This window comes from Lentzea flava, from assembly GCF_014648475.1.
In the GTDB taxonomy this organism is placed as follows: Bacteria; Actinomycetota; Actinomycetes; order Mycobacteriales; family Pseudonocardiaceae; genus Lentzea; species Lentzea flava.
Window position 1 is genome coordinate 1 of record NZ_BMRE01000013.1, and the last position, 21671, is coordinate 21671.

16 protein-coding genes and 2 pseudogenes are annotated in these 21671 nt (G+C 64.8%); 7 read left to right on the plus strand and 11 right to left on the minus strand.

All coding sequences use genetic code 11. From position 1 onward, the window contains the following. Window positions 1–590: hypothetical protein (locus IEZ09_RS17180; protein WP_229812643.1), on the plus strand; the 590-nt coding region annotated here is incomplete at its 5' end. 235 nt (window positions 591–825) lie between these two features. Here IEZ09_RS17180 and IEZ09_RS17185 read toward each other — a convergent pair. Together IEZ09_RS17185 and IEZ09_RS46460 are read right to left on the minus strand one after the other, a co-directional pair. Beyond that, on the minus strand, window positions 826–1338 hold the full coding sequence (locus IEZ09_RS17185; protein ID WP_229812644.1) for a transposase: 513 nt from the start codon (window positions 1336–1338) through the stop codon (window positions 826–828). After that, a complete protein-coding gene (locus IEZ09_RS46460; RefSeq protein WP_229812645.1) occupies window positions 1221–1502 on the minus strand; it encodes an IS110 family transposase in 282 nt (93 codons plus the stop codon). Before IEZ09_RS46460 ends, IEZ09_RS17185 begins: the two co-directional genes overlap by 118 nt. Window positions 1503–1619: 117 nt before the next feature. Between IEZ09_RS46460 and IEZ09_RS17190 the strand changes: the two genes are divergently transcribed. The 3 genes and pseudogenes from IEZ09_RS17190 (at window position 1620) to IEZ09_RS17200 (ending at window position 4008) form a co-directional block, all read left to right on the plus strand. Further along, window positions 1620–2411 carry an alpha/beta hydrolase gene (locus IEZ09_RS17190; protein ID WP_229812646.1) on the plus strand — a complete coding sequence of 264 codons (792 nt, stop codon included), beginning with the start codon at window positions 1620–1622 and terminating at the stop codon, window positions 2409–2411. After that, a complete protein-coding gene (locus IEZ09_RS17195; protein WP_189254721.1) occupies window positions 2408–3079 on the plus strand; it encodes a DapH/DapD/GlmU-related protein in 672 nt (223 codons plus the stop codon). The genes IEZ09_RS17190 and IEZ09_RS17195 overlap by 4 nt, the downstream gene beginning before the upstream one ends. Before the next feature lie 34 nt (window positions 3080–3113). Further along, a pseudogene (locus tag IEZ09_RS17200) lies at window positions 3114–4008 on the plus strand (IS5 family transposase). Window positions 4009–4017: 9 nt separating this feature from the next. On the opposite strand, the gene IEZ09_RS17205 reads toward IEZ09_RS17200, so the two are convergent. Both IEZ09_RS17205 and IEZ09_RS17210 read right to left on the minus strand, forming a co-directional pair. Continuing rightward, complete coding sequence (locus IEZ09_RS17205; protein ID WP_189254723.1) at window positions 4018–4749, minus strand: glycosyltransferase family 25 protein; 732 nt, start codon at window positions 4747–4749, stop codon at window positions 4018–4020. Continuing rightward, window positions 4746–5462, minus strand: coding sequence for a hypothetical protein (locus tag IEZ09_RS17210; protein ID WP_189254724.1), 717 nt, complete (start codon window positions 5460–5462; stop codon window positions 4746–4748). The genes IEZ09_RS17205 and IEZ09_RS17210 overlap by 4 nt, the downstream gene beginning before the upstream one ends. 12 nt (window positions 5463–5474) lie before the next feature. Here IEZ09_RS17210 and IEZ09_RS17215 point away from each other — a divergent pair, with 12 nt between their 5' ends. Further along, entirely contained in the window at window positions 5475–6323 is an 849-nt protein-coding gene (locus tag IEZ09_RS17215) for a tyrosine-type recombinase/integrase (protein WP_189254725.1), read from the plus strand. Between the two features lie 330 nt (window positions 6324–6653). On the opposite strand, the gene IEZ09_RS17220 is transcribed toward IEZ09_RS17215, so the two are convergent. From IEZ09_RS17220 to IEZ09_RS17245, 7 genes and pseudogenes are all read right to left on the minus strand, one after another. Continuing rightward, a complete protein-coding gene (locus tag IEZ09_RS17220) occupies window positions 6654–9689 on the minus strand; it encodes a hypothetical protein (RefSeq protein ID WP_189254726.1) in 3036 nt (1011 codons plus the stop codon). A gap of 69 nt (window positions 9690–9758) precedes the next feature. Beyond that, on the minus strand, window positions 9759–10403 hold the full coding sequence (locus IEZ09_RS17225; RefSeq protein ID WP_189254727.1) for a hypothetical protein: 645 nt from the start codon (window positions 10401–10403) through the stop codon (window positions 9759–9761). A gap of 22 nt (window positions 10404–10425) precedes the next feature. Continuing rightward, a complete protein-coding gene (locus tag IEZ09_RS17230; RefSeq protein WP_189254728.1) occupies window positions 10426–16539 on the minus strand; it encodes a hypothetical protein in 6114 nt (2037 codons plus the stop codon). A gap of 402 nt (window positions 16540–16941) precedes the next feature. Beyond that, a complete protein-coding gene (locus IEZ09_RS46465; protein ID WP_229812671.1) occupies window positions 16942–17334 on the minus strand; it encodes a hypothetical protein in 393 nt (130 codons plus the stop codon). 184 nt (window positions 17335–17518) lie between these two features. Beyond that, a pseudogene (locus IEZ09_RS46470) lies at window positions 17519–17953 on the minus strand (DNA cytosine methyltransferase); the annotation flags it as partial. Next, window positions 17950–18954 (minus strand): TRM11 family SAM-dependent methyltransferase, encoded by a 1005-nt coding sequence (locus IEZ09_RS17240; RefSeq protein WP_189254730.1) that lies wholly within the window; start codon window positions 18952–18954, stop codon window positions 17950–17952. The pseudogene IEZ09_RS46470 and the gene IEZ09_RS17240, both read right to left, overlap by 4 nt. Further along, the gene (locus IEZ09_RS17245) at window positions 18951–19670 is read right to left on the minus strand and encodes an O-methyltransferase (RefSeq protein WP_229812647.1); all 720 of its coding nucleotides are present in this window, start codon (window positions 19668–19670) and stop codon (window positions 18951–18953) included. The genes IEZ09_RS17240 and IEZ09_RS17245 overlap by 4 nt, the downstream gene beginning before the upstream one ends. A 741-nt stretch (window positions 19671–20411) precedes the next feature. Between IEZ09_RS17245 and IEZ09_RS17250 the strand changes: the two genes are divergently transcribed. Then, window positions 20412–21224: a hypothetical protein gene (locus IEZ09_RS17250; protein ID WP_229812648.1), complete on the plus strand. Its 813-nt coding sequence runs from the start codon at window positions 20412–20414 to the stop codon at window positions 21222–21224. Continuing rightward, window positions 21215–21628, plus strand: coding sequence for a pilin (locus tag IEZ09_RS17255; RefSeq protein ID WP_229812649.1), 414 nt, complete (start codon window positions 21215–21217; stop codon window positions 21626–21628). Before IEZ09_RS17250 ends, IEZ09_RS17255 begins: the two co-directional genes overlap by 10 nt. The last annotated feature ends 43 nt before the right edge of the window (window positions 21629–21671 follow it).

Genomic DNA, 21671 nt, shown 5'->3' on the forward strand with positions numbered 1-21671 from the left:
CTAACCTTGTGTCACAACAACCGAGACAAACCTGCGACAGATCACCCGAGACACGACAAGCGTGGGACGACCGCTACGTCCGTACCCGTAACTATCGCAACCGGCTGCTCGTGCTCATCTGCGTTGTCACGTTCTTCGCCGCAGTGCTCGTGATCACCGGCGCCCTGGGCCTGTTCTCGATCGTGCGGACGACCGAGTCCGGCGTGGTTCGTCTCACGATGGAGTGGCCGGGCTGGGATCCCAGCTTTCCCCACTTGGCGGCCATGCTGGCCATCGGCACGTTCGGCGCGGTGGGAGGCGTGCTCGCAGGCGCATGGCAGATCTTGCGGATGGGCGGCGTCTACAACCCCTCGTTGCTGCCGTTGACATCGCTGTTCGTCAAGATCCAGATGGGTGCGCTCTGCGCGCTCGCCGGCGTGCTCGCGATCCTTGGCGGTGTGGCGCCTGAGATCAGCGTTTCCGAGTGGCGGGATGTCGCAGGGTTTGCCTTGGTCTTCGGCGCTGCCCAGCAGCTGCTGGGTCAAGTGATCGACGGTAAGGTGAAGGCACTGATTAGCAGTGAACCACGCGATCAGGCCGTGAAGAAGTGAGCATCCGCCGCCAGTGCCGTCCATACGCCCTTGGGACACCACGCGATCTCTTTCGTGGCTGGGGCCGATGAAGAGCCGTATGGTGTTTGGACGTCGGGAAAGCCTCATCCTCAAACCCGCCCGCAGCAGGACTTTCAACGAACGTGGCAAGCGGCTTGGGCCGTGAGTTGTGGTGAGCGATGGAATTCTCGACCGTCGCGCAGCAGGGCCCAGGTGGCATCGACCAGTCGGCGTGCTAGCGCGATGAGTGCTTGGGTGTGAACCTTCCCTCGTTTCGTTTGCGCAGGTCTCTCTGTCGAGACGGGCCGTCCTGGACCTTGATTGCCGACAGCGTGGCCAGGTAGAACACGCGGCGCAGGCCGCGGTGGTAGCGCTTGGGCCGCTGCAGGTTGCCCCGTACCCGCCCGGAGTCATGTGGCACCGGGGCCGGCCCGGCGTAGGCGGCCAGCCGTCCGGAGTTGCCGAACGCCGCCCGCAGGTCACCTCCTGTGTCGGCCAGCAGCTGCGCGCCAGCAGCTGCCGCGCGAGCCGGATGATCAATGGTGCGGTGGTCGATTCTATTGGCAGGGCAACGGTTTGCTCGCCCGCCACCGCGAAGTGCTTGTCTACTATGGACGGAATACTCTTGGGTCAGGTGCCGTCGGGACGCAGGTGCTCGGTCAAAGCGGGCACGCCCGCGTCCCGGATGCCGGCCGGGGTGCAGTAGCCGGTGAGCAGGACCAGCGCCGAGCGGGTGAAGTAGTCGCAAGCACGTTCCAGGGCAGGGAAGATCGAGCCGAGCAGCTCGCGCAGCCGGTTGATACCGCGCACCCAGTCGGCCATCAGGTCCTCCCGGCGCGCGGTCAGGATCCGCAGCTCGGCCACGAGCTCGTCCGGGTGCGTGACCGCAGCCAGATCGCCGCATTCGCACATAGGTTCGGTTAGACGCGTGCGGCGCGCGGGTGATCATCAAAATCTTCGCCGACGGGTTGGCGGTGCGGCTGTTCGATACCGTGATCGGCAGCTGTCAGTCCCCGCGGCTTGGAGGTCATGAACGTGCAGCGCGTCGGCCTTGCCTCTCTCGACGGTGTGCAGCTCGATGCTGCACTTCACCGCGCACCGGGTACCTCGCGCGGCGCCGTCGGCCTGGCCCACGGCATCACCGTCGACCTGGACGAGGGCGGGATGTTCGTGCGACTCGCCGAGCAGCTGGCGGCCAACGGCTTCGACGCGCTCAGGTTTAGCTACCGCGGTCACGGTGAGAGTGGCGGCACGCAGGCCGGTGCAACGATCGCCGGCGAAGTACTCGACCTCCAAGCTGCCGTCGAGCACGCCCGGCAAGAGCTGTCGGGTCCGTTGTCGATCATCGCGGCGAGCTTCGGCGCGGTGTCCACCGCGGTGTCGTTGCCATGGCTGCGAGCCGATGTCGAGCGCGTCGTCTTCTGGAACCCGGTCCTCGATCTCCGGCGAACCTTTGTCGATCCGGAGCTGCCCTGGGGCACCGACAACTTCAACCGCGACCAGCAGAAGTTCTTGCGGGAAAACGGCTTTCTCCTGATCGACGGCGAGTTCCGGCTCGGTCGTGTCATGTTCGACGAGTTCAGCAGGTATCAGCCGGCAGAGGACTTCGTCCGTGACACCCGTCCGGCCTTGGTCGTTCATGGCGACCAGGACAGTTATGTCTCCTATGACATCGCTCGTGAGGCCGCGGCCGCCCGTGCGAACTGCGACTTCTACACCGTCGTGGGTTCGGATCACGGTTTCGACTCGCGTGAGCGCGAGGACGAGGCGATCAAGGTGACTGTTGACTGGCTCGTCCGCGGAAAGCTGGGTGAGGCGTGAACATCGAGTCCCTCTACGCCCCGGTCACGATCGGTGCGACCTCCGTGGTGGGGATGTACTGCACGCTCGGCTATCCGAAGGAAGCGCGGATCCGTGAGGAGCAGAAGCTGCCCGGCTCGCAGCGGGTCGGTGCTCCCGTGGTCGTTGGTGAGCGGTGTCAGCTCGCGAACCAGGTCGTGCTCTACGAGGGCGTGAGCATCGGTGACAACTGCGTGCTCGAGGATCGTGTCCGCCTGGGCTACAACTGCACCGTGGGCGCTGGGACGCGGATCGTCTACGGCGCGTTCGTCTGCGATCGCGTCACGATCGGCGCGAATGCTGTCGTGGCGGGGTTCATCTGCGATGGCACCCGCATCGGTGATCGCTCGACCGTGATGGGCGAGTTGGTGCACGAGTACACGCGGCCACACCAGGACTGGTGGGAGGTCGATGAGGAGCCACCGATCATCGAGGCCGACACGGTGGTCGGGTTCGGAGCTCGCGTCGTCGGGGGAGTCCGGATCGGGCCGCGCAGCTACGTTGCCGCTGGCGCTGTCGTCACGAAGGACGTGCCCGCCGAGCACGTCGTGACCGGCGTGAACCTGCAGACGCCAGCGGAGTGCTGGACAGGTGAGCGTCTGCAGGGCCTGATCGAGCATTGGCGAGCGCAGGCTTGCAGAAGGCCCTAGGGCCTGTCCTCAAAGGTCGTGTGGCTGATCTGCTTTGATCTTGGGTGTGGTGCGCAGGCATGAGCTGACTGATGAGCAGTGGCGTGTGGTCGAGCCGTTGTTGCCGCCGTCAGGGGCGAACGGGCGTCCGCGGGTGGATGACCGGCGCGTGATCAACGGAATGTTGTTCAAGGCCAAGACCGGGGTGTCGTGGCGTGACCTGCCCGAGCGGTACGGGCCGTGGAAGACGGTCTACAACCGGTTCTGGCGCTGGTCACGCAACGGCACCCTGACCACGCTGGTCGCCAAGGTCCGGGTGATCGCGGAGGCGATCGACGAACTCGATCGCGAGGTCTCGGTTGACTCCAGCATCGTGCGCGCCCATCAGCACGCGGCCGGCGCCCGCCGCCGCGCCGTGGCGCACACAGGGGGCGAGCGGGTCGTGTGGCGGGCAGGCCGAACCAGATGATCATGCTATCGGCCGGTCCCGAGGCGGCCCCTCCACCAAGATCCATCTCGCCTGCGACGGACACGGCCGCCCGCTGACCACCGTGCTGACCGGCGGCAACACCAACGACCGCACCATGTTCGACGCCGTGCTGGCCGGCGTGTGGTTTCCACCGGCGCGACCGGGCCGGCCCGCCACACGCCCGGCGCGGGTGATCGCGGACAAGGGCTACTCCAGCCGCGCCATCCGCACTCACCTGCGCCGCCGCGGCATCCGCGCCACCATTCCCGAACGCCGCGACCAGCAAGCCAACCGGGCCCGCCGCGGCCGGACCGGAGGCCGTCCACCCGCCTTCGATCCGGTGATCTACAAGCGCCGCAACGTCGTCGAACGCTGCTTCAACCGGCTCAAGCAGTTCCGCGCGATCGCCACCCGCTACGACAAGACCGCCCTGTCCTACCAAGCCATGATCGACCTGGCCACCCTCACCCTCTGGCTTTGAGGACAGGCTCTAGGGGGCGACGAAGTCGGTGTCCTCGGTGTCGCTGCCGGCCTCGTCCTTCGGGCGTTGGCGCACGAGCGGTGGTTCGAAGGCCAGCGCGGCGAGCTGCTGGGGAAACCGGGCTCGCAGGTCCGCTCTCGGGTGGTCGATGTATAACGCGGGCAGGAACTCGTCCACCGGCACGATCGAGTGCTCCAGCTCGGCGGCCAGCAGCAGCTCGAGCGCCTCTCTGGTCACCACGTAGCCGAACGTGCAGTGGCTGTAGCCGGGCACCACAAAGCCAGGAAGAGCGTCGTGGTCGGGTTCGAGTGGGAATCGCCTGAGGTAGAGAAGGTCGAAGTAGAGCTCGCTCCGAGCGAGGTTCTCAAGGCCGTCGATGAGCTCGGTGAGGAAGTTGTCCGGCAGTACGGCGTCGTCCTCCAGGACGACCGTGTAGGGCTCGGTGCCGTGCAGCGCGGCGTCGCGCCAACACGCGAGGTGGGCGAGTGTGCAGCCGACCTCGCCGTACTTCAGCGGCCTGTTCCACCACTCGTTGTCCGACTCGATCTGCCACGGGAACAGCTTGTAGCCCGCAGCGTCGAGGTCTGCCTGACTGAGCTCCTGGCCGTCGAACAGGTCAGCCCAGTCAGACGTGAAGGTGACGGGCAGTTCGGGAGGAAGTGAGCGCTGTATCCAGGCGCGGCGATCTTGGCGACGCGGAAGGTTGATGACGTAGCAGCGCAGGTCTGAAGGATTGATCATGACGAGACGCGGACCGTCGCCGGGTAGCGGCTGGTGTTGTCGACGATGGAGGTGAAGGGCTTGCTCGCGTCGCGGGTCAGCACCAGCAGAGGTTCGACGGTGCTCAGATCGGTCACATCGATCAGGCCGCCTACACGGCGTGTTTCGGTCACGAGCACGAAGTCGTCCTGGCCGACGAGGTTCGTCATGTAGTCGGCGCTGCGCTGTCTGCGGTCTGGCTCCAGCAAGCAGCGGGCCGCTCCGAGGACACCGAGAGTGAGACAGCCGCCGAACAGGAACACCGTCGTGCCGTTGCCGAGCGTGAGTCGTGTGAGAACTGCGAGGTCCTGCAACAGTTCCTGCTTCGCGGTCCAGTGAGGACTGATCGTCAGCCCCAGCTCCGGCACCACGAGCGGGTCGTCTTCGCCGAGCGGGTGTGGCTCGAAGTGGAACGGGAGCATCGGAAGGAACTCGCGGAACTTGGCGTTCCACGGAGGCCCGCCGACCACGCAGAGAACGTCGGCTTGCGTGTCGTAGTACTCCGACGGTGCGAAGTCACGGATGACTACGTCCGGACACAGTTGGGCGAACCGGGTGCGGAGGTAGATCAGCGTGTCCAGATCGGCGAACTTCGCGTAGCGCAGATAGTTGCGATCCGATGGATCGGCGTACTCAGGACGTTCTGCCGCCGGGATCTCGGAGCAGACGATGTCGACGTGCGCTCCCGCAGTCAAACCCCAGAAATCGTGGGTGTGACCTACGCCGCAGCGCGCCGCGCAGTTCGTCGCTATGAGGTCGGGCGGATCCCGAAGCCGCACGAACCAGGGCTCGCGCCGAAGACGGTCAAGAGCGTGCACATCATGCTCAGCTCTGCGATGAGCGTTGCGGTGTTGTGGAAGTACATCAGTCTCAACCCGATCCGGAGCGTGAAGGCTCCGTCGGTCCCTAGGCGGAACCACAGCACCTGGACTCCCGAACAGATGATGCTTTTCCTCGAGCACGTGCGGCACCATCGCTGGTACGCGTTGTGGGTCCTTGAAGCGTCGACGGGGGTACGCCGTTCGGAGCTGTGCGGCGTGGAGATCGCGGCCTTCGATCTGTCGAAGAAGCTCGTCCGCATGGCCGCCACTACACGGGTCATCGCTGCCGGAAAGGCGGTGAAGGGTTCAGGCAAGAGTCAGAAGAGTCGTCGGCTGCTCGCGCTGGACAGCTTCACCACCGGCGTGTTGACAGTTCACTTCCAGCAGCTGGAGAAGGAGAAGCAGGACTGGGGCGACGCCTATCAGGACCACGGACTTGCGTTCTGCTGGGAAGACGGTCGGCCGATCTATCCGGACACCATCACGGAGGAGTTCAACAAGATCATCGATTTCCTCGGGTTGCCGAAGATTCGGTTCCACGACGTTCGGCACACCTACGCGACGATCTCGCTACGAGCCGGTGTGCACCCGAAGATCGTCAGCTCTCGCCTGGGGCACGCGACGGTGGCGTTCACCCTCGACACCTACTCGGCGGACATCGAGGACCTCGATCGCGACGCCGCCGAAGCAGTGATTGGTCTGTTCCTGCCGCCCTCGCAGAAGGGGCTGGTCTGAGGTGGACCGACGCCGGTTTACTACCACTTTTACTACCGAGGCCCCGAAACGAGGGGTCTGCGAGTGCCCGAGAAACCCGGAAGCCCCTGACCTTCGCAGGTCAGAGGCTTCCGGGATGTGTGGGCGATACTGGGATCGAACCAGTGACCTCTTCGGTGTGAACTATGGCACCGATACTGCGCTGACCTGCGGAAACAAGGCTTCTGCAGGTCAGCGTGGCTCCGTTCAGGTCCGTTGAGGACTGTTCAGGTCCGGTCTGGACACTGTGCTGCTCCCTATCTGCTCCCAGAGCGTGCTCCCACGCGGCGTGAGGGCGTTGTTCCCTTGCTGTTACTGGCGGGCGCATTGCCGGACGCTGTGACATGGATCCGTCAACAAGATCTCTCGGAGGTCTGGCGTGGCCGGGTTGTTCGAGTTGCTGGCCCCTTCGGCGAAGGTGCATCGCACCCTTGGGTCAGCGTCGTTGGTGAGCAGGGAGCCGATGCTTGCTGCCGCATCAGCACTTCGAGTCCAGATCCACGCTGCGAGCGACCGCAGCGCCCAGTGGGGTTGAGAGGCGAGGAACGCCAGATCGTGGTCGGCGTCTGCCAAGTCCAGGGCCTGAAACGCATGAGCGATGTACCAATCGGCGTTCTCCGTCGAGCCGATCAGGAGGTATCCAAGCGCTCGGACTTCTTGTTTCTGCTCATCTGTGCGTGCCAGCAGGGCCGCGAGCCATAGAGCGTGGGCCCTGGTGTCCACCGTGAAGCCAGTCATGCGGAACATGCCGAGAGGGTGGTTGCCGAGATTGTTGAGGATGTCGCCACGGGAGGGGGTGCTGTTGTGGGCGTGGAGCATGGCGTTGTCAAACAGATCGTCGACGTCGTCCAGGTCGTGGGCGAGTATCCGGGCAGCGTCGTAGTACTCGGAGCGGTTCTCACCAGGCTCAAAAGGGAATGCCGCGTGGGCTAGTTGGTGTCGGGCAAGTTCCCTGCGTTCGTCCGAGGGAAGCACGCGTGCGAGAAGAGCCTGCCCGGCTGCCCCCGTTCCAATGCCCAATGAATGCGCTGTGCTGGTCGGCGGTTTGCGCAGCCGCTCGCCGGCCGCTGCGGCTGCGATCAGCTGTTCTTCGGTCGGCTGTCCCGTGATCAGCAGAAGAAGCCTTGCCGCATATGGATTACCGTCGGCGGTCATCCTGGCCAACCGCTCCCGCACCATCTCCGGGTGCTGCTGGACGAGATCGGCCATTGCATGTTCTGTCTTGCGTGACACCGCGGAGTCGTTGGCCTCGAGCAGTCCCAAGAGTTGGTCGATCGCGTCGGCTCGATGCACCGGGTGCGCGAACGCGATCCCGGCGCACAGACGTACGTGATCGTCGTCGGTGCGTCTATGGCGGCCGGGCTCACGTGGCACCCAAGGACGCGAGTGTTCGAGGATCCGAAGCGCGTGCTCATCTGGCAGCCGCTTAGCAAGTGCAGCGAGCGCAGTGATCGCGTTCCGCCAGACCGAGGAGTCGTAGATGCCGTCTTGTAGCTTGTTGGCTGCTGCGTCGTCTAGGACCGACAACGCGGAGTCCGTCACGAAGCCAACGTCGTTGTCTGGGATCAGATCGGCTTCCGCCGCGAGGACTCGGTACGCCGTGCCGGCGACCCAGTACGCAGGTGAGGAAAGGAACTCTCGAACGTCCAGATAGGTGTTCGGATCTTCCTTCGCGACTGACGCCGCCTTCTTCGATTGTGCCCCAAGTACGTGGAGCTTCACCGCCAAGAGGGATTCGCCCGCCGAGCCGTATGCGTTGGCCAGCAGCCTACGTGCTCGGTCGAGCTGTACCCAGGCTCCCGCGGAGTAGGCGGCGCGGTGGAGGGCGCGAAGTAATGGCACTGCCACGTGCGGCTTGTCATCGAGCAGCGCCCTCATGGCCTTCTCCTCGAACCGCTCCGCGGAAGTGCTCGCGGGACTCTGGGCGCGAAGGCTCCGGACGAGCTGATGATCGTTGTTCTGCGCGATGGGACCGCGAAACCTGACACGGATGAAGGTGCGCGCGGCGACGTACTCGGCGGCCGCGCCGTTCTGGCCGTTGAGGCACGCCTGCGTCATCGCATCCGCCCAGGACGCTTCAGCCTGCTCGGATTCGCCTCGTTCGGCGTGGTACATCGCGTTGCGCGCGTAGATCAGCATCGCCTGGTCGCGAGGGACTTGGTGTTTGCGAGCTTTGCCGAGCAGGCCGATCCAATCTCCCGTCAGACTGGCAACCTCAAGTCGCAGCTTGCATGCCAATACTGCGCCGTCGCTCGGAGAACCTTCGATCAAGTTGGCTTGAGTGATAAGCGCGGCCAGGTTGTCCTGCCGCCACGTGTTCGACGGATCGATCGCCGCATCCTCGGCAGCAAGGATGAGAAGCCGCGCGAAGCTCAGCTCTGCTGAGTCGGTGCGTAGCTGCTCCAGCTGAGGCGGCAGCGCGCCAAGCGGATGTCGCACGATGTTGATCGCCGCAGCGGCGATGTCACTGAACGTCTTCGAGACGGCGGTGTTCGCGTTCTTCTTGGGGTTCCGCGCATGAGTTTCGGCGTCATCATGCCTGCCGTCCTCCAAAGCTGACCAGAAGGCGGAATCCTGCAGACGAGCAGCCTTGTCGTGCTCGTCGGCCTGCGTGAGCAGCGCGGCCCGGCGATCCAGTACAACAGTTGCGTGCGCAGTGAACCCGCCCTCTGCAAGGAGTTTGGCGGCCTGCTCCAGCTCGGCGACGGCGGATAGCGGGTTGGTCGAGCTGAGGTTGTCGGCTCCTGCGAGATGTTGAGCGGCCCCGGTGATCTCGGCGGGGCCGTAAAGCAACGCGTCGGCCAGGGTGACACGATCGGGAGATGGCGCAGCGACGACGTGCAGAGGCGCCGGCAGGCAGAACGCGTCCGCCACGGCTTCGCTGAAGAGCTCCACGACGATGTCGCGTCGGTTTCTGAGCTTGTCCGAGATCGTTCGCTGGTGCCAAAGTTCGATCTGCACATCGGTGTGGAGGTCCTGCAACCGGTAGAGCTCGTGAGTGATCTCGGTTCGTTCCGCGAGACATCCCGCCGCAACGACGAGCCGTGCAATCGGGAACGGGATGTTGCCGCGTTTGCTGATGAACTTGTTGACGGCCTTAGTCAGGTCAAGCTTTGTGAAGGTTCTGTACCGCTTGCCTTGGATGCCATGGCGGGAACCGTCAGGTGCTGTTCCTACTACATCAAGACCGTACTGGCTCTGCCCTCGAACACCGTAGAGTTGCACATCGCGAAGGCCTTCCACATCTTGCGCAATGCGACGTAGCAGCCGCTCCAGGCCTTCCCAAGGCATCTCGTGCGTGGGTAGCAGTTCCAGCCTTGGATAGGAGACGGGAGTGACCTGGTCCACGTGCTGGCCTCCGGTACGGGTTCTTATGTGGACGGTGGTGCAGACGCTTTGCTTCGTTGCACGCTTACGCTACGACGGAGCTGAGGTCGTACTGTCGGGGATATCGCCAGCGGCGAGGTCGTCTGCGACCCGGTTGAGCAACTCAGCCATCGCACGCAGACGCTTGACATGGTTGGCGGTGCTCAGCGGGTCGTCCTCCTGATCAGGCTGATCAACCTCATCCGCTCGAGTTAGGCGGCCACGAAGTCTCGCGAGACGCGTATGCACCTGGGTCTCGATGTTTGGCGCCACCTCGTCCGCCACCGCCAGCCACTCATGGTTTGCTTCCTTCGCATCCTGGGCGGCCAGCCAGAACAGGTGCAGCAAGGTCTCCCGCGCCAGCCGTTCCAGTTCTGCAGCAGTCTCTACGAGAGGTAGTCCCGAGGTGCTCGGGTCCGGCAGGCCAGTGACCATTTCGGCTAGCCGTAAGAATCGCCACGATGTGCGGTCGCCGAGCCGGTCGAGTCCAGCGAGCACACCGGAAAACTCCTGCAACGGCGACCGCCTGGGGAGATCGCGCCGGCGCGACCACACCTTTAGAACGGTCTGCACGATCTGCAGGCGCTGCTCAACGGTCGTGGTCGACTCGTCCTCGGCCGCCACCACCAGTTCGGCCAGGTGGTGCGCAACCCAGTGACCGGTCGTGTCGTGATTCTCCAGGTGCGCCGCCAGCATGCGGCCCAGTTCGAGGACCCGGTCAATATTCGAGCCAGTGCCCTCCCGGATCGAGGAGATAGACCTTGCCTGACCGCTCGAGCCATTCAAACTCATCGTCTTGCTTCCCTCGACGCTGGTAGGAGGGGCGGTGGGTACGACGACACATGCCGACATGAAGTGCCAGGGTCATGTCGAGTCGTTGCAGCACAGTCCTCAGAAAGCCGAGATCCACTTCGAGCTTCTCGCCGCTGGTGCCCTGTTCACGATCTCTGTACGTCGGCGTCATATTGCCCCAGAGACGGCTCCAGAACACCTGCTGACCTTCATAGAACCAGGCGCGCTCGTCTTCATCCGTAGTGAGACCAAAACTTGCGATGATGCTGGCACCGGGCCTAGCTGGGGGGAAGCGGATGTGACCGCCCCTCTCATCGTGCTCATCGATACCCCAGTGCCCGTCGCCGACATGCAGCCACGGCACCAACTCGTACGGATGCTCTTCGGGATCGTCGGCTTCTCCGTCAGCCGCCGGCATGGTGTATGAGTACGGCCCTGACGGCGAAGTCTGCAGAGCGATCAGAAGAGACTGCGCCGTCTCGTGCGGTACGAGTGCGCTCTGGATCAGCACCTCTTCCGACCGGTTTTCCCGCGCTGACTCGAAGTTCGCCCACACGGTCACAGCGTTCCCTGCGAGGTTGGCAACCTTTTCGAAGTCCTGCTTCGTGAGCGACCAGGGCCACGTTTCGTCCGAGTCCCAGGAGATCAGCGCCTGATCTGGTGAGGGATCCGGCGGAGGATCGCGACGGTCGGCGAGCCACCTGCCGTTCGGGCGTTGGGGCAGGTAGCTGGACAGCCAGTACATGTACGAGTCTCGCGTCGATTCCCGGTCCTTATAGGCGACGTGAGCTTCCGCGAGCTCGGCCCCGACGGTCAGCAGCGAGTGGACTGCGAGGTAGAAGGAGAGGTTGTCCTCGCCTTGCCAATCAGCATGGCCCATGTGCTGGCCCCGGCGGTCGTAGATACCAGCGTCCGTCCGCGGGTCTGTTCTAGCCGCGAACATCTCGTAGCCATCGAGGTCGGTAGCGACTTCGATCGCGCGTCGCGATACGTCGTTCTCCTTGCTGCTGAAGGCTTCTGCAAGGCTGTAACACCAGTACTTCTCAAAGTCGTAGAAGAAGCGGCGCCGCGGGAACGCGTCATCATCGTCGCCCTTGTCGCCGAAGGCCAGCGGGTTTGCGCGCTCCTCCCTCTCGTCGTACGTCAACTCGACGTGATCGGCAACGACTCGTGTCGTCAGGACCTCCGCGTGCTCCTCAAGGTTGACTACACCGCGTGACGTCAACTCAACCAGTGTTTGTTGTGCCAGTACTTGGTTGACTGCGTGGTGAGGTCCACGGATGACGTTCGCCAGCCAGGAGGTGAAGCCGGCCAACGTCGCGGCTTTCGGCTCCTTCGCTGCTCGTGCTAGCGCCAGCAGCAACCACATTCGCGCATGAAGCGCGTAGAACGGGAACCGGGCATCGAGAAACGGTGCACTGGACTCGTCGCCGCGTGCGAACCTGGCAAGGATGTCGAGTTCTGCTGTACAACCGAACCTCACTAGGAGGAGCACGGCGTGCGTCGCTCTCCACCTCACCTTCATGTCGATGTCGCCGAGCGCGGTCCAGATCACCCCCGTTAGCGCGGTCGTGGTGTCGACACGCAGGAGCGGCTGCTCCGCAGTGGGGGCGAGATCCTCGAACAGAAGAGCGATCGCGTCGAACACCTCACCAGCGGGCGCGGCCTCCAATGTGGACGCCAAATGGGCAGCTAGCAAAAAGTACTCGCGATAGCTCAGTTGATGAGCGCTCCGGCCGAGTTGCTTGAACGCGCGACCGGTGAGTTCGGAGGCGGGGATCCCGGTCGCTTTAGCGATGGCGGGAAGTTCATCGTCGTGACGGAAGTACCTGGTGCAAATCTGCCGTGCGAACCTTGTCGAGTACGTGACGGCGAGCCGCTTCTGTGCTGCTGTGAGCGCGGGCGTCTGTAGACGTGTTGCGGATACCTCGAGGAGCTCCGCGAAAGCATCTGGGGTCGCCGAAGCTGCGCGGCCCAGCGCGTCCACGACGTCAGGTCGCCGCGTGGAGTGCTTGTCAATGGCGTACGTGATCACCTGGCGGCGCTCCGTTGATCGCCAGCTGAGTTCGCGCAGCAAGTCGTTCCACGCCTGCTCCGTGGTGAAGTCATGGTTCGCGAACCGAACTGCAGGTTCGGACGGAGCCTCATCCACAGCGTCGAGGAGCGAGCTGGGGCGAGGCTGTGGGTCGGAGGCAACCTCATGCTTGGGACGTTCGTAACGAGTGAAGTCGTTGAAGATCTTGGTGGCCTCCGCTGAGGATTCCGGAGAGAGGCGGGCGACCGGAGCTTCCCACCCTGACTGCGGCGCGAAGGCGTATAGAGCCAGGTGGCTGATCCGCTCAACTCCTGGCTTCGCCGCATCCTTGAACGCTGGCGTGAGCATCAGGCTGAAGTCCAGAGTGCGGCGGTCGCGTGCCTGTGAGGCCAGAACGAAGTAGCTCGGCTCGTGCATGCCTCGAAGACTCGTCGCCAGTTCGATCGTGTCCACCTCGGTGCCTACCTGGTCCAGTGCTTCTGCCACCTGGAACAAACGGTGAGCACGAACTGACTCAGCGCCGGTCGCCAGCACCCTCGCGGTGCTCACAATGGATTCCCAGCGGGCGTAGAGATCGTCACCGACGCGTTCAGCCTCAGCCGCAGCGATGTCGAAGATCGCTCGCGCTTCCGGCTCGTTGACAGCAAGCAGCGTCCGCGCCAGGGCGATCAACGAATCGACTCGTGTCGGGGAGTCAGTTCGGTCCTGTTGCGCCAGTTCAATTCCGCGCTGCACAACCTCCAAGCCGAAGTTCTCGAGCTGAGGGGACCGCGAGGCGGCCCGCGCGATAGATAGACGGCTCCGACCAAGCAGCACTGCTTCGGTCCGACACCAGCTGGTGAACCTGTCGATGACGTCGTCTTGCGGTATCACCGTCAGGAGTCGGGTCACCATGTCCGCCATGGTGCTTACAAGCACAAACGGAGGGTTGTAGTCACTAACCGGCTTCAAGTCCTTCGCGGCAAGCGTGCTGAAACTGGATCTGACGTGCTCGTTGTCACCGTCGAGAACGGCGTCCAGCCAGCGCACTGCCCACGGCAACAGCCCAGGGACGTTGGCAAGAAACTCGCGAGTGCTCTCGTCTCGCCCGTGGTCGTCTTTTCCGATCGCGTCAAGAAGTCGGGCGTCAACGATCCGCTCGATTGCGAGATCGTCACCGGTGAGGCGAGCGCGCAGCGCGTGCCCCAACAGAATCGCACTGGTGGGGTGGGAACTGACTCGCCACGCCAACCCACCAGGAAGGTGCTCCGGCAGATGCACGTCGAGCACCCGAAGCGCTTCGTCGGCGGGCAGGACCTCCGCCCGTAGCGCGTGAACCAGGATCCACACGACCCCGCGGACGTCAGGCTCGTCGCGGTGCACGCCGCGATTGTGCTTGAACGGCTTGCTCCTCTTGAGAAGCAGCTTCACCAGGGCTTTGATCACCTGAACTGGCGGGGCGATGTTGTACTCGAACATGGTCGCCGCAACCGCGATCTGTACGTGGCTGCGTTTCTTGCTTGAGATCGCTAGGTCAGCGAGGTCGCCGTAGCGTCCGGAATCCGCGAGTCTGGCGCACAGCTTGCCCGCCACGGTGCCAACGTAGGAGTGGGGCCGCCACCGCCCGAGGAAGCGCGCGCCGCCGCTGGGGCCATCGAGGTTGATGGTCGCCATCGCGAGATCTGCGACCACATTCGCATCGAGAGGGTCTCCCATGGCTCGCTGCTCATCTTCGGGCAGCTTTGAGATGGCGACGACGTTGTTGACCGCCGATCGCAACCTGCTGCGCGCCGTACCGTCGAACTGTTGGAGATGCGACAGAAGAGCAGCCTCGACATGGAGGTTCGAGCCCGGCCAACCGGTGGCGAATTCGCGGCTCGAACACAGCGCTTCAATGATGTCCGGGCTCAGGAACCTCGCCGTGAGATCGGTGTGTGTGCGGAACATGCTCAGCTTGCGCGAGTGGCCGGATGACAGGTCACCGGCCTTCACAGCCAGCAACGCGGCATCCGCGTTGCGTCCAGAGCGAAGCATCGCGCACAGCGCGAACCTGGCACGTGAGCGGGCGATCTCCTGCGTCTGCAGCTCTTCGGTGTCGCCTGGCAAACCGGCGTCTGATAGCGCCAGCTCAACGAGGTCCTCCAGCAAGCCGGCTTCGAACAGCAGCTGCGGAAGTGCACTTGCCACGTACGGCGACCTCGCCGCGAGCGGCTTGAGGCCTCGCACGAACTCCTGTTTCCGGACAGTCGGGAGGCCGTGGGTCTCCCGGAACCAGGTTTCGGTCGGTTCATCGCGGAACTGGAGAGTGTTGCCGGCTGCATGCAAGCCGCGGCCGAGCGAGACCGCGAAGCTGCGAATCGCGTCGACGTGTACATCGGTGATCGTTGCCAGATCATCCAGAGGCATTGGTGGGTGGAGTGTTGCCAGCGCTTCGCATAGCCGGTCGAGCTCGTCAGCTCGTAGGTGCCCGTCATCGAACACCCGGTTCACCTGCATCGCGAGCAAGCTGTCCAGCACAGCTCCGGGCGCGGTCCGGGCGAGTTGTATCGCGGAGAGGACCTCGTTCACCGACGCGGCGTTTTCCATTGCCATTGCTTGGACCCGCGGGTTTCCGGCGCTGAGTGCATGCAGCTCGGCACCTTCCCCTGCTGTCGCATCCTGGAACCTCATACGCAGGTGCTCAAGGGATTCGGGTTGTTGGAAACCGACGAGCGGTAGCACTGTCACGCCGGTTCGCGGCACCTTGAGGAGATCACTTCGTTCAGGTCGACACAGCTGCACCAGGCGCGAGTTGCCTGGCCAGTCCTCGCGGAACAGGTCGGTGACGAAGGTGCTGTGGTGTTGCTCTGCGGCTGCCATGGCCGCGTTGTCGGCCGCGTCGATGACCACGGTGAGGAGAGCGCCTGGCTTCTCACGTGTGAGTTGCTCGGCGGCTCCACGAACACGACTCATGAACACACGCATGTAGGCGGAGTCGTGAACATTGGCAGGGATGAGCGGAGCGCACAACCCTGCTGCGGCGAGCTCGTTCGAGATCTGGGTCAGACCCGTTCGGTGCTCGTGCCGTGGCGAGGTTGCCTTTCGGTAATCACCGCCGGCGAAGCAGTCGTAGACCACGGTCACCGAGCCCGGCGGAAGCTTCGGGTTCAACATCGACGTCAGCACAGATTTGCCGACTCCTCCGACAGCGGTAAGCAGAACCTTGTTGCTCCGGCCGGTCTTGAGCTCTGCCGTGACCCTGTCGACGTCCTGGGTGTGGATGACGTGGGCCGGGTGCTCGATAGCGCTGCGAGCCGGGAACAGTTCCTCCTCACTGGCGCGCAAGGCCAGCAGGACATCACCGATCTGGAGCGTCTGTTTGTTGGCGAGGGACGTCGCACAGCGCGATACGGTCTCCATGAGCTGTGTCATCTCGGTGCCGGTGCCGCCACCTGGCAGGAACTGCTTCAGCTCGTCGCTGAGGAGCTGTTCCATGTCCCTCAGACCGGGTATGCCGTCATCGACCTCGAAGCGCTGGCAGAAGTCGCGCTCGTGTTCGGTGTCCGTGCCAAAGCTCAGATACGACCGCAACAAGTCGGCCTCGCGAGCGAACGTGTACTTCGTGGCGCCGTCCGCGAGTTCCCGCAGGGAGCGTCGTACCTTGTCGTTCAGTGTGCGGTTCGTGACGAAGGCAAAGTGCAGCTTGTCCGTGAGCTTCTTCGGTATCTGCTGGCGGTAAGCCTTCGCGAACTTGACCAATGTCTTCTCGAGCTCCGAGGCCACGACCGGATCATCGGTGCGCAGCGTCGAGTGCTTCAGCTGTACGAAGCGCAAGCTGGTGCAGGTGGCCATGTCGTCGCCGCCGTAGTACTCGGCGACATCGATGACCTCCTCACCCTGCACCTGGTCGCTTTGAGGCAGCCCTTCGACACCGACGACCTTGAGGTCGCCGGTCAGGTCTAGGAGATTCAGTGCTCGGCGTGCAGCCCAGAAGTAGTGAAACTTGTCCCCGTCCCTGCTGGCGCGGACCTTCTCGGCGTCTCCCATCTCGACAACTTACCTCCGCTCCTGGGCGGTAGTCGGTCACCTGGGTGGGCGATAGGACATCCCTGGTCCGTCATGCTGCAGCGTCGTCACTGGAATAGCCGCAGGAGGAATCGGATCGGAGAACGAAAGCCAGGTCGTCCAGCAGTAGGGAGATCGCGTAGGCGGCTTGCTGTGGGATGACGCCGTTGCCCAGCGCGCGGAGTTGCGCCGTACGGGGAAGCGGGATGGCGGTGACCCAACCGCGTGGGAGGCCCATGAGGTGTTCGACGAACGCTGGCGCGAGCACGGGACCGCCGTGCTGGCCAGGTTGGGTGGGATGCGGCGCAGGTCTGCCGAGCAGGTGTTCCCATCGACGTACTGCTGGGGCGTAGTCGCCCCAGTCCATGGAACCTCGCTCTGCTTCTACGTGACTCGGTGCGTGTTGTGGGAGAGCAGCGAGATGATCGCCGAGGGCAGCATCAGGTCGCCCTTGGAGCCGCGCTGCGCGGGGCAACCCTTGGTTCCGTCGGTCGCTCGCGGCGTCGGCAGGTACGTCGAATTGGTCGTCTCCAGCAGGCGGCACTGGTCGGATAGAGACGGTCCGCCGTCGTGGGTGCAGTGTGTCGAGGCCTTCGCGTCCGACGCCGTCGGGGTCGGGAGCAGCCGCACCGCGATGGACAACAGCATGCCCATCCCGTTGCCGTTGATCCTGCGTGCTCGATGCTTGTCGCGTCGGGCGAGGCAGTGGTTGGGGGCCTCGGCGTCGTTCGGGTTGATCGCGGTCGGCGTGGGCAACAACCTCGCAGCAGCGGTCACCGCATCGTGCAAGCTGACTTGGTGTCCAAGCGCTCGTCGGCGGACTGGATCGGCGGCGCCGCGGTTGTCGCCGTCGCGGGCTTGCGGTGTCGGCAGCATCCGCAGCGAAAGCGGTGCGTGGCCAGGAGAGCAGGAACACGCGTTCGCGTCGGTGTGGGGCGCCGATGTCGGCGGCGCGGACGCTACGCCAGAGCGCGTCATACCCTGCTTCGGCCAGGTCGCCGAGTACACGGTGGAGTCCTCCGTTGCGCCAGCGAAGCGCGGCGACGTTCTCCACGATGAACAGCGCGGGTCGTAGTACGCGAAGGCCCGCCACGATGTCGGTCCACAAGCCACTGCGCTCGCCTTTCTCGATGCCGATGCGCCTGCCGGCGGCGGAGATGTCCTGGCACGGGAACCCGGCGACGAGTACGTCGACGGGCTCCACCGTGGTCCAGTCGATGGCGCGCAAGTCGCCGAGGTTGGGTACGTCGGGCATGCGTACGGCGAGGATCTGCAGCACGTGCGGATCGGGGTCCGCGTACCAGGCGATGCGGCCGCCGCCGAGTGCGGCCAGCACGCCGAGGTCAAGTCCGCCGTAGCCCGTGCAGAGCGATCCGAGCACGGGGTCGTTGCTCATGCCGCCCGGTTCCAGGGTTGTTCGTCGTTGCCGAGTTCGTCGGCGAGCTGGTGTGTGCGGGCGGCTCCGCGGGTGAGCGCGGTGCGGAACACGAGGACGTCTTCGTGGGCGATCAGGTGTAGCGGCAGTCCGGCCTCGCGTTGTTTGCGGATGAAGTCGCGCTGGAAGAAGCTGCCGCGCGCGACGAGTTCGTGCTCGGCGGCGCGGGCGAGGAGTGCGACGTTGCGTTCGACTGGGAGAAGGCCGGCGGTGCGGGCGCAGGTGAGGATCTGCGAGGGCAGGTCGATGAGCTCGGAGTGTTCGCGCCAGGGGCGGATGGTGATGGCGATGTGGCCGCCAGGGCGCAGGAAGGTGCGCAGGGCCGCGAGGATGCGGGTGAAGCCGGTGAGCAGGCGGTGGTGGCCGATGTTGGCGAGGTTGCCGCGGTCGAGGGTGTTGCCGTAGAGGTGGTGGTACTTCTGCACGCCCTCGCCGGGTGCGACCGCCACCTGGCCGTGTGTCGACGGTCCGTACGGTGGGGATGTCACCACGAGCGCGGCTTGTCCCACGTATTTCTCGGGCAGGAGCGTGACGAGTTGACGCGCGTCGCCGTGAACGACTTCCGTGTCGGACTCATGACCGTCGATACGAGCGAGGTCGAGGTTCGCGCGCGCGACGTCGACCCAATGGGGTTCGTACTCGACTCCGACGGCGCGGCGGCCCAGGCGCACGGCTTCGACGAGGGTGGTGCCGATGCCGCACATCGGGTCCAGCACGACGTCGCCGGGATTCGTGTAGTGGACGACTGCGTGCCGGACCACCTCGGGCAGCATCTTCGCGGGATGCGCGGTCGACTCGGGGACGTACTTGTTCTTGCGCTGGGACGCTGGTGACGCCTGCGCGGTCGTCCACACCGACACCCCGGTCGGGAGCGCAGCGCCGGTGTCGGTGGTGGGTGGCTTGGTGTTACTCGTGAGGTCGTCCACGGGGGCAATGGAGACGCTCTTCACGGTCTTGCTCATCGGAGGTCTCCGCTCGTGTCGGTGCTGTCCAGCTGGGTGTGTTGGCGGTTGTGTGGCTGGGCGAAGACCAGGACGTCGGAATGGATGCGCAGGTGTGGTTCAGGTAGGCCGCGTACCTGCGCGCGGTGTCGTCCTCGGGCCGCCTCGTCACCGGATGGACCGGCCGCGAGGTGCTCGTCGGTGAGCTGGAGACACCCGTCCCGAACCGGCACGTGCACGGCGACGATGTGCTGGAGATAGAGCAGATCGGCGTTTTGCGCGGAGGCGACGACCTGTCCTGTCGGGTCGAGCAGTTCGCCGGTCGTCCAGTCGCAGTGCGTGAGGACGACGAGGATGCCGCCGGAGCGCAGCAGGCGCGCCGCGGTCAGGGTGACGAGGTCGCTGGAGCCGTTACCGAAGCGGTTCGGGTGCACGCTGGCGATGACGAGATCGGCGCGCTGCGGTCCATCGTGCGAGCCAATGCGTACCTCGCGGCCAAGACGCTCGACGACGTGCCGGGCGTCGTCGAGTTCAGGGTCTGGATCCACGTCGGGTGAGTGCCGAACGACACCGTCGTCACCGACAACGCCGAGTTGTGAGCGGGTGCTGCTGAGAGCAGACCACGGCAAGAGCACGACCTTGTCGCCCACTGAGCTGAACGACGAGACGATCTTTTCCACGAGCTCCGGCGGCCAGGTGGCATTGAGGTCGATACCGGTCGGCCCACAGGTCCACACGGTTGCGGGCGTCGGTGTCGAGACGGAACCGCGCGCACCTGTCCGCGCGGTTCCTGCGGGAGGTTTCGCGGGACTGACGCGGCTGACCGTCGGGGCGGTCGGCCACGGCCTGCGGTCCTCGTGGCGGCGGCTGCCAGGTCCTCCTGGGCCAGGGCGGGTGCGATCGGCATGACCGCGGCGAGCGCGGCCGCGGGACCTGTCGGACTCGGTCACGGGTGTCCCCTTCACAGACTGGGTGCGCCGCGATTGCGAGGCGCTGATGACACCCCTGAACTCCGAAATAAAGTCGTCTCGGGGACAGATGAGGATTGAATCCCGATTTCGCCTCAGAGATCTTCTTGTGATCGACTGAGGCTGGGGAAAGAAGTCTTACCGGGGTGTCACTGGCCTATTACCGTGCAGGTAGGCGGCTTCCGGATCCACACTGTCTGTGCTGGCAGTCGGGCTGCCGGGCTTCACGGTAGATCGTTCGTAATTGCTTGGTGCTAGTTAGGTGCCTTTGCGGTAAGGGGTTGGTGCCACCGCTTGTGGCGTTCTGAACGGGTCCGTTTTCCGGCTCGCTTCAGGAGTAATCCCATGACAACGCATCGCAGGACTGCGCGCTCTGGCTTCGGGCGCGATGGCATGCCACTGGACGCCGCGCGATCAGCCTTCGAGTGGCTGGTCACCGGGCCGCATCCGGTGTCGCTCGACGGTCGGATGTTCTCCGGTCTTCCGTCGCGACCAGTCCCACTCGACGAGGTGCGCAGCCGACTCCTGCGCCGCGGCTGTTCGCAGAAGTTGCGCGACGAGGTGTGGGCGCATCTGGTTCTGCGCGCTCGCACAGACGGTGCCACGTGGACGGTGGGTTGCGTCGGGGTGGCGCTGCCCGCGCTGATCGCTACGGCGTCGACGTTGTCCGCGAAATTCGCCGACGATCCCAGCGACATCCACGCCGCGGTGCTCGCCGGCTTCGTCGCCGAGCTCACCGTGGTGGATCTGCGCAAGCCCCGCATCATGCTGCGACTGCGCTGGGCTGCGTACCGCGCCGGGCACGCCGCGGTTCGCGAAGCCCTTGACGCACCGGTGCCGTCCGGACACGGGTTCCGCTCGACCCTTCCTCCGCCCCCATGGGGGCACCCCGACTTCGTCCTCGCTCGCGCGGTCGCCGAGGGCGCGATCACCGCCGCCGAGGCCGAACTGATCGGTGCGACGAGGTTGGAGGGCGTCGCTCTGGTGGACGCCGCGCACGAACGCGGCTTGTCCTACGAAGCCGCGAAGAAGGCCCGTCAACGCGCCGAACTACGACTCGTCGCCTACCTCCGCGACGGCGAAGGCACCACTGCGGACAACGGCAGCGATCCAGACCTGGCCGACTACGTCGCTGACTCGGTCGTCATCACCGACGGCGCTAAGAGGTCCGGCCGCGCGACGAAAGTCCACAGCGGAGTGTCCCCGCGACGACGGATTCGCGGAGTTCAGGGCTGCGGGAGGAAAGCAGCTCCCGCACACGCCCAGTCCGAGCTGCCTCAGGGCACTTCGGACACAACTTCGGGAGTGTCGCGATGCGCCTGACACTGTTCCCCAACCGCTCTCGCCTCAACGGAAAAGACAGCACACATCGGAGCGCTGCCGTTCGCCGCCGGCGCGTTCGCCGATCGGCCTTGCTGGTCGCCGAGCTGGTCTTGGTGGCCCTGTTGGCCTCAGCCGCAACCGCCTACGCCGGCACATCGGTGCTGGCGATCGCCGAGAGTGTCGACCAAGTCCTCAACAACATCCGCAACTGGTTGATGGGCATTCTCGCCGGGCTCGCGACGGTGGCCGCGACCATCGGCGGAATCCGCCGCGTCTTCGGCGGCGGCGATCCCAGCGAGCAGGAGAAGTCCAAAGAGGCCTTCAAAGCCGCTGGGTGGGGTTACGCTCTGGCCGCGCTCGCGCCGCTGCTCGTCACCGTGCTCAAGGGCATCGTGGGGGCGTAGGCCATGTCCACAACGAAGTGCTCCTTGCGCGGCCCGACATGGC